Source organism: uncultured Pseudoteredinibacter sp. (assembly GCF_947500695.1).
GTDB lineage: Bacteria > Pseudomonadota > Gammaproteobacteria > Pseudomonadales > Cellvibrionaceae > Pseudoteredinibacter.
Genome location: NZ_CANMSS010000004.1, coordinates 386163 through 398992, shown reverse-complemented (window position 1 = coordinate 398992; position 12830 = coordinate 386163). Strand labels below are relative to the sequence as shown.

The window sequence follows — 12830 nt, the reverse complement described above, 5'->3', positions numbered from 1 at the left end:
TTTTATCTTGAAGATGCGTTACAACGAAAAACAGATCAACAAACAGGACACTTACTTATAAGCGCCAGCTAACACTAACAAAAGCAACTGGCGATCTATCATAGACAGGCTACCTAATTCTATCTACTGATTAGTTTGTACTAGAGTCAATCACAACCGATCCTTAAGGCGGAGAATTAGCTTGATTAGCACGCTAATTAAAAAACTCCGATCACGGCTAACCTAAGCAAACCAAAGTTGGGGACTTTTTCTTGGGAACAGCCGAAGTGCCGGCGAGTGTTTTAAAACATGATTCAAACTGAGCAGCAGCCACCATGAATACCTCGGGCTCTATATTTGGGCGCAGCAATATCGCTGCGGCCGGTAAAAGCTAGGAGATTGGCGTGCTGCTCAGATAGCGGCGCTAGGCCAATGAAGGTGGGTTTCCTTTATATTATTCACTCTAGATGGTACAAATTAACCCATATTATTTAGAATCAACGGTAATCCGACCGTTTAGCGGATAAAATGTAGACAGTCCAACATCTACACATATTAGCTCCCTACCCTCATCAATAAAGATCATTTCATCGTCGACAGAGACAATATTATCAAACAGGGTAATTGAGTAACGAAATTTAACCCCTACATACTTTTTATTTAACACCCTGGCTTTTCCCAACTCATAATTAGCAAGGCCATACTTACTGTATGCCTCTATCATACTAGCCCTGTATGTTTCAAAGTTGTATAGCGTCTTAAAACTCTCCCTCCTGCAATCATATATTGCTTTCCACTCATTCGATTTTACTCGGTCCAAAATGGCGGCCGCAAATTGCTGATACCTTTCAGTATCCGCACGAGCGGAAAGAGACAGAAAAAGAGACCAAAATAGCCCTATATAAATAATTCTCAACAAAATTACTCGTTATATATACTTCAGGGTTAAGTCATCAACCGAATTCCAGGGGAACAAACGGGGCACCCACCTATAACAACCACCCAATACTAACACAAGCAACTTACGATCAGGCATAGACAAGCTACCTAACTTTATCAACTGATTAGATTGTACTAGAGTCGAGCACAACTGGTCCTTAAGGCGGAGGACTAACTTGATTAGCACGATAATTGAAAAACTCCTCTCACGGCTAACCTAAGTAAACCAAAGTTGAGGGATTTTTTCCTGAGAGAACAAACGGGACACCCATCTATAATTATCACCCAGTGCGGCCACAAGCAACTGGCGATCGACCGTAGACAGCTTAGCTGAGCCTATCTACAGATCAGGTTGTATTAGAGTCGATCTCAATTGACCCTTAAGGTGCGAAATTAATTTGATGGCACGATAAGTTTGGAAAGTTCGCTCACAGACAAACTAAGCAAACCAAAGTCGGGGGTGCTTGATAACGGCTAAAACGCTGGCGAGCGTATTAAAGCGAAATTCAAACAGGGTAGCGGCTGTCATTATTTCATCAGACTCTATATCTAGACGCTGCATTATCGCAGGGCCAGTAAAACCCGGAGATTGGCCTAGCTCTTTACTAGCGGAGCTAAGCCACTGAAAGCGGGGGTCCTTCATATTTACTTTATATTTGATAGACAAGATGACTATTTAAAAAGTAATAGCCATCAGTTATATTGACACCTTCACCAAAACCTAGACAATGGGCAAAAACATAGTCCGCCCCATTCTCATAATTTGCAAACCGGAAAATGGAATTTTTATGTTAAGGATAATCGCTCTACTTTACTTGATCATATGTTCCAGCTATCTATCAGCTCAGAGTATAGACCCCAGTATTTTTTGTACAGCAAATGCTGATAAAATAGACAATGAGGATTGTAAGCATCTAGTTAACTTCGCCAACCATTTGTACAACGATAAAGACTACTCTCAAACTAGGTGGAAGGACGGAAACATAGATCGATGGCACGAAGTTACCTTAGAAGGAAAGAGGGTAGTTAGAATTACAGCTAATTTTCCGGAGGGTGATGAAAATAGTTGCTACATACGAGACGGCTTTCCTGAAAGCCTAACAAAACTTCAACACTTAAGATCTCTACTTCTGCCATCCTGTCAAATTAACGATGAATTCCCCGATGAATTCTATAACATGAAGCAACTTGAATCTTTAAACCTAGAAAATACGGGCATAACCGGAATTATAAATTCTAAGATTCAGAACTTATCTACTTTATCTCTTTTAAAGTGCAATGAATGCAAACTCCAGGGCCAAATCCCTCAAGAATTACTCTCTTTGCCTAATATTCAAGAGATTAATCTCAGCGGAAACCAACTCGAAGGTGCAATACCAGATTTACCAATTAGCGAAAACAAACTTGAGTTTCTTTTCCTAAACGACAACCTACTTTCAGGTTCGCTACCTAAAAATACCGGAAGCTTAAAAGGCTTAGAGCTAAAAAATAACAACCTAAGCGGAAACATAACAACTATATATAGCAGAGCAGCTAATACAGTTAAAAGTTTAAGTTGGGCAGACCTTTCGAATAACAATTTCAGCGGCGAACTTCCAAGAGACCTATTTAACCTAAGCTCCTTATCAAGGATAGATTTATCCAACAATTTGTTTGTCGGTACTATTCCAAATATATTAGCTGAAAACAGCAACCTCACTACAGTAACCCTGTCGAAGAATAAGCTCCAAGGAGAAGTTCCCAAAATCTTACTAGAAAGCCCTACCATTAGAAATTTACACCTAGACTCAAATGAACTTCAACATCTCCGAGATTTCAACCCAATACGTAGCGTAATGCGGGAGCTATATCTACATAGAAATAATTTTGAAGGATCCATCCCAAACAGCATTGGGGCATTGCCAAACCTAAGAATACTATTTTTAAATAACAATAAATTTACGGGTAGAATTCCAAAAAATTTTGGTAGCCTAACTCTTCTTTCCCATGTTGATTTATCTAATAATCGCCTAGGTGGGAAATTTCCAAACTCTCTTGCAAGCATACCCACACTGAGGGAGCTTGACATTAAGAACAACCTTTTTTTCGGAGAGTTGCCTGAAGACATAGGCGAATTTAACTTTCAAGAGCTGTCAATTTCTGGAAATCACTTCGCAGGAAAAATCCCACATTCTATATTTGAAAAAAAAATATACTTTACTCTTCGATTTAGAAACAATCACTTTGAATATAGCGATGAAGAAATAGATGAATTAGGAAGCTCAAATCTAAAATTTGTAGGAAAACCACAATGGCGCCTACCAAATCAATCCAACTCATATGCCACCATTGATCTTCCCCACCACCCAAGCCTTGAGTTTGTTCAAGGCCCGATTCAAGAAGGAATAGGCTCACAAATTCTTATTGTTCCCCACGCAGCAATAGACTTTTCAAACATCAGGGGCTGCTCTGGGACTCTGGAAGATTTCATATATATAATCCCTGAAGCCGAACTGGAATGTAGCATTCAAGTAGAGCCGCAGGCTTGCATCGATGACAGATGTGATATTATTCCCATTCTCGTTAACGGTGTTCCAAACAGTAATATCGAAAACCCAGCATTCAAGAAACAGCACAGCGGAGTAATGCACTTTCGAGGCTGGGTACCTAAACAAAGTCCCGAAACCCACCTTATAGACTGGCAGCGAAAACACAGTCTAATACTCGATGGACACAGGCAGCAGATCTCCACTGTGGTAAACCGCAAAGATGTAGAAGATGCAATGGGCACCCAAGAGCAGAGAGTAGTAGGCTGGGATTTACTGGTTAACATGGGGAATTTCGACAATACAAATCATAGCGCAGAATTAGTGATCGAGCCTGGCTACTCACTGGATAGTTCCGAGTTTTCCAGCTTTTCACCCAAAGATCGTAACGATAAAAACCTGTTTATTCGAGAAAGCGTCAGCGGTCTGTACATCGATAACTTCCCAGTCACGGGGCATCGCAGCGAGCTTGCGTTTGATGTGGCAGAGCAGAAATTTTCAATCGTTAATCAGTTTGATTCCACCGGTATTTCAATGCATTCGTCAAAAAAACACTACATCGAGGACACTGTTGAGTTACTTTCCTTTAATCTTGCCCCAGAAGTTAGCTTTCCACTTTTCAAAACTGAGAAACCGGTCGAGGGTAATTTAATTTCAGGTATCGTTTCATTTCGCGGCTGGCTCCCTTTTGGCGACAGAATGATGAACCATAGATATTATGAAGCTGACATAAATGGCGAAATAGAACTCGCCCTAAGCTTATCTGAAAGGATAGATGTAAGCGAAATAGCAAGACAGGAGACTCCTATATTACTAAGCGGCTGGAGTAGATTTTTTTATAGTGGCCAACTTGACAATGGACTACACAGATTCCGCTTATATAATCGAGGCTCCCTAGGCCAAAAATGGTTGATTTATGAAAGTACATTTGAATCATTTACTCCGGTAGATAACAATGGAAAACAAATGTACATCAGAAACAATGACGCGCGTCTAACTGTAAAGAATTTTCCCTTCAAAGGTAGCGAGATAGATATTCAGTTTAATCAAGCGGGTCAAAATTTCACTATGATTGGGCAACGTATCGACGGCAAGCCTGTACAGTAGAGCAATAAAAAGTACTCCTTAAGCAAAGTAGCTTCCAAAAACCACCTAGCCAGAAGAAATGACTTTAACAGGACTACAAGGACACCCACCCATAACCACCGCCTACGCCAACACAATCCAATTTTGATAAGGGAATTATTCTTATCTGCTGATAGGATTATTGTAGAGTTGAACTTAATTGATTCTTAAGGCGGGAATTAACTACATTGGCACGAAAGCTAGAAAACCCCGCACACAGCGAGCTTGAGCAATCCAAAGTTGGGAGATTTTTTCTTGAGAATGGCTAAGGCGCCGGCCAGAGTTTTAAAACGTGATTCGAACTGAGTCGCGACTATTACAAATTCATCCAGCCATATATTTAGGCGCAGCAATATCGCTGGGACCGGTAAAAGTCAGGTGAATGGCCTAGCGCTCAGATAGCGGCACAAGGCCAATGAAATGGATGTCCTTTATATTGAATATGAGGATGGCTGTCCTTGCTACCCCCGGATGTCACCCCTCCCAACTTTACTTTTGGGGTCGAGGGATTTGATCTGCAAGACTGGTTAAGCAAAAATTCCAGCTAGGAATAACAAAAGGCTCTATCACGAGGAAACAACGCCGCGTTTCAGCGGCATAGCTATAGTAAAACTGATATATTACGAACAGCTTCTTGTTTAGCTAGGAGTCACCAGATCTGAATCAGCAAGTGAGCTATAGTACAATTCTGGACATTCCAGTTTATAGGTTATAAAGGCTTTTTAACCGCCGCAATCCAAGTGATGTAACAAAAGGCTATATCATTGCGAACACCGAGCGAATTCGAGAACCGACGAACAAAGCATCAGAGTACATAATTGATCACTTCGCGGAGGAACGCCCAAAATGAAACTCAGTAAAAACTGCTTTTTAGGCCTATTGATCTGGCTGACTCATAGTTCAAGCGCATATTCCTTTGAAATTCCTGAAGAGGTTGTTGCTAAGGAAAACGAGGTTATCGAGATCTCAAGAAGCCACATTCAAAACAATAAAGACAACCTGGATTTGATTCTAAAATTATTCAACGACAACAAACGTCTTTACTCCATTTCACAAGATAGTGAAACGAGCATATCAGGCGAAGCCTTTGACAGCGAAATAAGAGCTAAACTCGTGCCTTTTAGATTCGACAATAAAAAGCTAGAAAACAACTTACTTAGCGCTCTTAGTAGCTTAAAAACAGTGAGCTTTAATAGAAAGGAAGGAAAAATACGGTCTTACGCTGGAAACGCCGAAGCAGGCAAGTACTTAATGGAATCGGCCCTTGTCTATCAAGACGGCAACAATATAAACGACATTCATTGCGAGAACCGGAGAAAGCAAGTAACTTTCAGAACGTGCCAAGTTTTTTTGTTTGGCGACTGGTATTTACATTTTTACTGGTCTGACCCAATTAGATTCAAGCCAAATTAACTATCTACACTCCGTATCACTGGCTCACTCTTCGAAATTATTTCGAGGCAAGCATCACAAGTCATCACAACAAAATGGCGGTACTCCTCCTTAGGTAAATGAGAGCCACTAAAATACCATTCTTTCAAGCCGGAATTCAAAACTTCAAATGTATGAGAGACGCCCAAACCTTTAACTGACATGTTTGAATAGCGAGCAAGAAACTCCTCATCAACCAAGACATAGAGGTTTACATCATTATCGACAGTAATTTCATATCTTTGACCCGCTTCATCTTCGACTTCATAGTAGGCATTGCCAGTATCCAATAATCGGCAGAAATAAAGTCGTTCGGCATTTAACAAATCGGTGTTCCAGGGGGTTAGCTGCATATTCCACCTAGTCTAGTTATGTATATTTACAAGATCGACCTCTAGACAACTGCTTATTCTGATCGCCTTTTACTATTTACATACGCCACACACTCTATTGACATCACCAAAATAAAGGCAGGCAGTAAAACCATCAAAGAAAAGAACCTTTTAGCAGGCATATGGTGTAATGCCCAAGCTTTAAATTCAAAATACATAAGCAGATCCACAACACATATCACTGCAAACAAACCCTGGTGTATGTAAGTGGCCCAGGGAATATCACAAAAGCGCTTGGCAAGAATGGCACTCACTATGGATGCCAAAGCCACGGCCGGTAATTTCAAGCTCCAACCTAGTTGAGCAGCATATACGGCCGCCAGCATTATCGGAAAAGTAGCCGCTGTGGCTCTTATCATTTCCATATAGTGCTTTGTGAAACTGATAGCTAACGGCATGTATCACTTCCTTTTACCGTTGTGGGTTGACAGGAGCCTCCCTCAATTCGCAAGCAAGATCTTTCATATGCTATATAACCGCGAATCAGCACTCACTAGTCGATTAAATAGGCTGGTAGCAGCTGAGGATGGTTTTGAAATTCTTCTATACAAGCCAAATGAACTGTTTGCGAAACGATTACAAAGCTCTGACTGGCCGAATCAAAACGTAAAGTCACGTCGCTTCCCGGACGAGGAAAATCCTCTACCAGAACATCATGATCATAAGACCTTACATAAAACTGTTCACGAAGTTCGTTAAGAGGAGTAAAAGATCGAAAGGTCGTCTCCTGCATCATATACTTATTATCAGGAAATATATCCGATCGAGTAACTAATCTAGCTCGATGCCAGCCATTTTTCAACATTCCGGAATAGCTCAACAGGCTCCACCCAAAGCCAGTGAAGGTGGAGGTCCTTAGTATTTAGCAACAGTCCATTAATCGCTGTAACCCCAAGGCGCTGCTGGTGGCGAAACCGCCTTAGTTAAATCAAAGTCCACTCTAAATTCACGTCCTTCACGGACCATGCGATAAGTGAACTTATCAGGGTAAATGAACATTTGCCAGGTATTGCCACTCGATTGCGGAATGCCATGCTTGGCAAATAACTCTTTTGAATATTGATCGGCAGGAAACGACTGCACGCGATCCCAGCCTCCATCAAGCGTATGCCCGCCATACATAGTCGATTCATCATAACTGCCATCAGCTTGGCGATGATCGTGTTTTAACGAAATACCAGAGCCCGTTTTGGTTAAAATCCAAGTACGTGAAGCATCATCACCTACGTGAAATGGAATCTGTAATTCACGTTCACTACAACGGCGAACATGCATGATTAATTTCTTGCCAGCAAAACCGCCGCCTTTAGCGTTGTCAACGGTAATTTTCCCCTGGTAAGCTTTGCCACAATGTGCTTTTAAATGCTCAAAATAAGCATCATGGGTTGCGATAGACACCTGTGGCGCAGGCAAAACCACGGATTTACCACTCGTGTTCTTTGAGCCCGCTGCATTCACAGCGACAGAACTACCAAGAGCAATAACAACAATAATTAAACTCGATACAATGGATATTCTCATAACAACTCTTAATCCTTTTGCTAAAATAAAAATAGCTCTGTCAAAAGAGCTATTGAAAATTAACGGCTACCAGTGATGGTTCACTGTGGCTGGGATGGATTTATAAGCAGACCAGCTTGAATGCCATCCCCCGTTAATGGGGTAGAGCCGTAAAAGCTTTGATTTGAACGTCTGTAAGGGCCATTTGGTTCTACTTTTCACTGAATTCAGATAGGTAGCACCAAATGTAGCACCAGATAGCACCAGGTGACAATTAATCTAGCTAAACCTTGCTGGAGCCAGAATAGTCTGTAGACCTTGATACTGCTGGACTAAGCGATGATATTGGAAGTTACTGAATGTTGAAGTGGTGCCCGGGGCCGGACTTGAATAGAACGCTATACAATTGATTTTAATGAACTTTTTCAAAGCCTATCAACCCAGTACCGTCATTAGTACCGACAGCCTTAGACGGCTGGAGAACAAGGCTCACTCTAATTGATCGAATTTTCCACACCAGGATAGTCGTTAATTTGAGGAGCCTGGTTTATTTCACGCTTGTACTTTCCCGGTAGATTCCAAACACTTGTGCCAGCTCCTTTTTAGTCGTCGAAGCATGACACACAACCGAATCATCTAAAATATACCCAGTCAATAACTTGCCTTGTAGTACCTATCCAACTATTTAGACGCCTTAACGCTCCTACCACGCTATCACCCTTCTGATAGATTTACTTCTTGAAACTACTACGCATGCAGAAACTACAAGTATCAACAGGTGATAAACGCATACTGAGTAAGAACCCTGATCAATAGCTAGAACCTTGTTGATAACGAAAGACCGTTATGCATTTAAAACACCCGTGAACGAATAAGTCACAATTATCAATGTAGGATGAAAATAACATTGCTATCACTAGGAATTTCACTGACCGATAGAAGTAGTCTTAGCTTCTGCAACAGTCAAAATTAATGGTTGAAACCACGGTGAAGCACTTGAGATTGCAATGGGAAGTAAAGCGCTCCACCACTTGGCAACACACTGCTGCTGGGTAGCTTGTTTCGGTGGATAGTATTGTCAAGGTGGATATTTGAATCATACATAGCAATAAAGAGAAGAAAATGAAGCTTAACGAGAAGACAGTAACAGTAGCGGTGATTGTCGCCGTTTTAATCAGCGCCTACGTGGTAGTGAATACCCGGCTAGGTGCTTACCTGATCATCGATGTCATTGGCAGTAGCGGCGACAGTGATCTAACCATTCCAAGTGCGGAAAGCGGCCCACTTCGAGTTAGCAGGCAGCTCGAACCTCTTGCTGAAATCGCAATGCCAAAAAAAATCGAACAGCCATCAGGAATCCAACATCGTGGCGACCGAATCTATATATCAACGGACCAAGCAGAGCTATTCATACTTGATGACAAGTTTAAAATTATCAATGATTCTGCAAGCCTTGTTGGCGGCCCTTTACTGTTCAAACAGGGTTCTCTAGAAGGTATCGAAGTGGTTGATAACTCAGTGCTAGCGATTGGAGAATTCGGCTCAATCAGAAAATGGAGTGGCTCAGGAGAGAACTGGCAACGCCAGGAAGATATAGCTCTACCCGCAAACATTCAAGACTTCGAATTTTCGGGAATTTCAATTACCAAGGATCGCCAGCTTGCCACATCGGAAGAAACTCCAGAACTAGTCGATGTTAAAAAAGGTGAAATCCACAAGATAAACTTTGGTAGCTTCATGAAACCAGGAGGAGACATATCCTCCCTATCGATTTCTGGTCTCGCGTACGAAAATGGTAAGTACTATGTGCTCACTGAAAATTACACCAGCATACTTGTATTAGATGCCAATAGCTTAGAGGTAATCGAAGTACTCGGTATTATTCCCACACAGGCTGCAGATCTATCAGTTAGAAATGGTCGTGCTTATATAGTTGTCGATCATAATTATGTTGATGAGCTTCCACCGGTGTACGTATACCAAGTTGACACCATCTAAAAATCGACTTGAATAAGCATAACTAGAATATATGTTTCTCTAGCTACAGCTAGCTTTCGAATGTGTAGATCATACAAGATTTAGATATTAGCCATCGATAGCTAGCTTTTTAAACAACCGATCACTAACTGTTACACATACTAAAGACACGAAATTTAAAGTTTTCAATCATGGCTCACACCGCCAGTATTTATGATGGCCTGACGCCAAACATGACAAGAAAGTAACCTTTATTGCCGTGCTTATTCTAAAGTCGCCAATTGAAAACTGGCATTAAACCAACCTAAACCCTTCGCGTACAATCTATTTTTTCTACATTCTTGAAAAGAGAAAAATTCTAGCCAATGATTCCAACGACTTAAACTATCACTCAAAGAAAAATTGATAAAGTCACATTAAAGTGTCATTGCAGGATACACAGTCTTCTCGGTCCCAATAATTCTCGGAAAATACACAATTAGTCCATAATCGCTGCAAGCTTTAGCAATAGACTCTAAACCTCACAAGCCAAGAGGACTTCTAATGCTATCATCATTTCTATTGTGCATTTCGCTATTTGGCAATGATCATTCATTGCTCAGTAAAACTATAAAGGGCAGGCCCGACAACCTATCCAAAGTATCAGGACACAAGAGTATCTCACTTATCCAGGTTCCAGGAGACGATAATATAGATAACTTCTATATGTCTGAAACCGAAATTAGCAACTCACAATACTTGGAGTTTTTAAACTCGGCGATCTCAACAAATGACATCTATTACAGTGAGGCCGATGAAATGGTCTATACACATTCAGGGGAGCAAATGCTGAATTTGGGTGGGCATAGAGTTATCAAGGATCATGATGGAGATGGAATATTCACACTTGATGAAATGGAAAACCCATTAAATCGCTCCTATATATCTTTCAATGCTGATACCAATCGATTTCAAATAGTCGATCCTAAAACAGTAGACTGGAATCAGTATTTTGATAAGTCCGTATATCCAGATGTCGTGGACACAATTAACGACTGGGCCGAGCTTAATTCTGAAAAATCGGGATTTGTAGGTAATGGTGATCAAGATTTAGAGCTACCAACCATTGAAGAAATCAAAGAATGGCCAGTAACACATATCCGTTACTTTGGCGCAAAGGCATTTGCGGATTATTATGGTTACGAACTCCCCACAATGGCTCAATGGTTTTACGCCGGTAAAGGAGGCCAAGAGTTCGAATACGCAACATCCGACGGCAACATATCTGAATCAAGTGCCTGGTACAACACCGAGGCCGTCAATCCTCCGTTTCCCATACACAAAGGGCATGCGCAACCGGTTCGCTCACTGAATCCAAACCCCTACGGTTTATACAATTTGGGGGGTAATGTATGGGAGTGGGTACAGGATTGGCATAACCCACAGGACGATACATATTTTCTGGATAGCAACATAAGCGATCTACGAATAGACACAAACTCCCCTCTTTCTCAGGACAACCAACTCAAAAAAGGACTGCTTGGCGGCTCATTCAATTACTTCCCCAGAATCATGGCTACCGATTGGAAGCACAGCGCCTATGTAAACGCAGGTAACGACCACTTTGGTTTCAGAATAGTATTAAATAAGTAGGAGAAAATAATGAAAAATCTAATAGTATTAGCGACTTGTGCATTTGCCATACCCTTAATGACTGAAGCGGCTAGTAATACTGAAGGGAAGCTAGAAAACCCTGGGCCAAGTGTTAGTTCTGGCATTGACGTGATCAGCGGCTGGAAGTGCGGCACTGAAAGCATCACAGTAAGCATAGACGGCCATGATCTGGGCAAGGCCGGAATTGGGACGAACAGGGAGGACACACTTGATGTATGTGGCCATACAGCTACTGGGTTTTCTCTATTGTATAATTACGCTTTATTAGAAGAAGGTGAACACAAAATAGATGTGTATTCGGACGGAGAGCTTTGGCACACATCAACTTTTTTTACATCTAGAGTATCGGATACCGATTTCGTAAGAGACCTATCGCACGGAGAAACACTATTTGATTTCCCACTCGCCGGTCAAACCACATCGATATCTTGGTCCGAGGAGAAACAGAACTTTGTTACAGACAACACTACAACTAGCACGAGCAAAAACACCGATGCAATACAAGACAGCCTATCAATGCCTTTCTCGACAGTCGCCAAATTAGGGAGCACTTCGCAGTTCAGCTCTACGACAGTACAGCTCAATGACGAAGACCTGGCAATCGTTGTTGAAGATTCTAACAGCTCTCCGATATGCAGCTACCAAGGTGAATACACTTTAAATTTCAGTAGCATTGAAACCAATGGCACATTTGACTGCAAAGGATCCACAGGTTCCTACACAGGAACAGTCACACTAGGCACTTCAGATGAAACTATCCTAATCTACATAAATCATGACGACAATGACACAGCCATTTATATTGGAGCTAGATAGCAGAATCAAAAAGCAACCACAGCCCCCTATTTTGTAACGCTACGACCAGGCCCTTTTCCAAGGGCCATTTTTATCAAAGGGTCTATGCGAGATATCCTCCAGAAAACCTATGCGGTAAAATACGGGACAAGTGGAGTAAACGTCAGACTACCGCTCAGGCACATCCAGTCGCTTAGCGAAAGTTGCAATACTGAACACCTCGGAATAATATAGATGGCCTACACATTCAGTGTTCACTTTATAGAGCGCTAGCGTTTAAACACATACCTCCGGACACTGTAGCTGCAACAAATTACCGCTTCTTCCACCCACTCAGTGTGCAGTACTCAATGCTTTGAAATAATGACTTATAAGACTAGATGAGATACTTAAGATGAAATGTACTTAACCATCAGCCATTAACCTCAGAAAGTCACACCAATTCAAGATCAAATCGCCGGCCTAAGAGAGTTGGGACATACAAACCACCAAGTAGTCCCCTATCTCCTCTGCA

The 12830-nt window shown here is 41.6% G+C and carries 10 protein-coding genes; 6 read left to right on the top strand and 4 right to left on the bottom strand.

The window, feature by feature from the left end; translation table 11 throughout:
• Nucleotides 1-1357 precede the first annotated feature (1357 nt).
• Nucleotides 1358-1561 carry a hypothetical protein gene (locus Q1A08_RS10500; RefSeq protein WP_299772569.1) on the bottom strand — a complete coding sequence of 68 codons (204 nt, stop codon included), beginning with the start codon at nucleotides 1559-1561 and terminating at the stop codon, nucleotides 1358-1360.
• Nucleotides 1562-2096: 535 nt separating this feature from the next.
• Here Q1A08_RS10500 and Q1A08_RS10495 point away from each other — a divergent pair.
• Both Q1A08_RS10495 and Q1A08_RS10490 read left to right on the top strand, forming a co-directional pair.
• Nucleotides 2097-4550 (top strand): hypothetical protein, encoded by a 2454-nt coding sequence (locus Q1A08_RS10495; protein WP_299772568.1) that lies wholly within the window; start codon nucleotides 2097-2099, stop codon nucleotides 4548-4550.
• A gap of 864 nt (nucleotides 4551-5414) precedes the next feature.
• Nucleotides 5415-5981, top strand: coding sequence for a hypothetical protein (locus tag Q1A08_RS10490; RefSeq protein WP_299772566.1), 567 nt, complete (start codon nucleotides 5415-5417; stop codon nucleotides 5979-5981).
• Here Q1A08_RS10490 and Q1A08_RS10485 read toward each other — a convergent pair.
• Together Q1A08_RS10485 and Q1A08_RS10480 are read right to left on the bottom strand one after the other, a co-directional pair.
• A complete protein-coding gene (locus Q1A08_RS10485; protein WP_299772564.1) occupies nucleotides 5978-6352 on the bottom strand; it encodes a hypothetical protein in 375 nt (124 codons plus the stop codon). The genes Q1A08_RS10490 and Q1A08_RS10485 overlap by 4 nt on opposite strands.
• A gap of 53 nt (nucleotides 6353-6405) precedes the next feature.
• A complete protein-coding gene (locus Q1A08_RS10480) occupies nucleotides 6406-6789 on the bottom strand; it encodes a hypothetical protein (RefSeq protein ID WP_299772562.1) in 384 nt (127 codons plus the stop codon).
• A gap of 67 nt (nucleotides 6790-6856) precedes the next feature.
• On the opposite strand from Q1A08_RS10480, the gene Q1A08_RS10475 reads away from it, so the two are divergent.
• On the top strand, nucleotides 6857-7090 hold the full coding sequence (locus Q1A08_RS10475; protein ID WP_299772560.1) for a hypothetical protein: 234 nt from the start codon (nucleotides 6857-6859) through the stop codon (nucleotides 7088-7090).
• Between the two features lie 177 nt (nucleotides 7091-7267).
• On the opposite strand, the gene Q1A08_RS10470 is transcribed toward Q1A08_RS10475, so the two are convergent.
• Nucleotides 7268-7912 (bottom strand): hypothetical protein, encoded by a 645-nt coding sequence (locus tag Q1A08_RS10470; RefSeq protein WP_299772559.1) that lies wholly within the window; start codon nucleotides 7910-7912, stop codon nucleotides 7268-7270.
• Between the two features lie 1101 nt (nucleotides 7913-9013).
• Here Q1A08_RS10470 and Q1A08_RS10465 point away from each other — a divergent pair.
• The 3 genes from Q1A08_RS10465 (at nucleotide 9014) to Q1A08_RS10455 (ending at nucleotide 12337) form a co-directional block, all read left to right on the top strand.
• Nucleotides 9014-9889, top strand: a complete 876-nt coding sequence (locus Q1A08_RS10465) for a hypothetical protein (protein WP_299772557.1) — start codon at nucleotides 9014-9016, stop codon at nucleotides 9887-9889.
• Between the two features lie 522 nt (nucleotides 9890-10411).
• Complete coding sequence (locus Q1A08_RS10460) at nucleotides 10412-11500, top strand: formylglycine-generating enzyme family protein (RefSeq protein WP_299772555.1); 1089 nt, start codon at nucleotides 10412-10414, stop codon at nucleotides 11498-11500.
• 9 nt (nucleotides 11501-11509) lie between these two features.
• Nucleotides 11510-12337, top strand: coding sequence for a hypothetical protein (locus Q1A08_RS10455; protein ID WP_299772553.1), 828 nt, complete (start codon nucleotides 11510-11512; stop codon nucleotides 12335-12337).
• Nucleotides 12338-12830 lie beyond the last annotated feature (493 nt).

Bases quoted from the DNA above. Each gene is read 5' to 3' on its own strand.
- Q1A08_RS10500 (WP_299772569.1), bottom strand. From the start codon at position 1,561: ATGAAGGACCCCCGCTTTCAGTGGCTTAGCTCCGCTAGTAAAGAGCTA.
- Q1A08_RS10495 (WP_299772568.1), top strand. From the start codon at position 2,097: ATGAAGCAACTTGAATCTTTAAACCTAGAAAATACGGGCATAACCGGA.
- Q1A08_RS10490 (WP_299772566.1), top strand. From the start codon at position 5,415: ATGAAACTCAGTAAAAACTGCTTTTTAGGCCTATTGATCTGGCTGACT.
- Q1A08_RS10485 (WP_299772564.1), bottom strand. From the start codon at position 6,352: ATGCAGCTAACCCCCTGGAACACCGATTTGTTAAATGCCGAACGACTT.
- Q1A08_RS10480 (WP_299772562.1), bottom strand. From the start codon at position 6,789: ATGCCGTTAGCTATCAGTTTCACAAAGCACTATATGGAAATGATAAGA.
- Q1A08_RS10475 (WP_299772560.1), top strand. From the start codon at position 6,857: ATGCTATATAACCGCGAATCAGCACTCACTAGTCGATTAAATAGGCTG.
- Q1A08_RS10470 (WP_299772559.1), bottom strand. From the start codon at position 7,912: ATGAGAATATCCATTGTATCGAGTTTAATTATTGTTGTTATTGCTCTT.
- Q1A08_RS10465 (WP_299772557.1), top strand. From the start codon at position 9,014: ATGAAGCTTAACGAGAAGACAGTAACAGTAGCGGTGATTGTCGCCGTT.
- Q1A08_RS10460 (WP_299772555.1), top strand. From the start codon at position 10,412: ATGCTATCATCATTTCTATTGTGCATTTCGCTATTTGGCAATGATCAT.
- Q1A08_RS10455 (WP_299772553.1), top strand. From the start codon at position 11,510: ATGAAAAATCTAATAGTATTAGCGACTTGTGCATTTGCCATACCCTTA.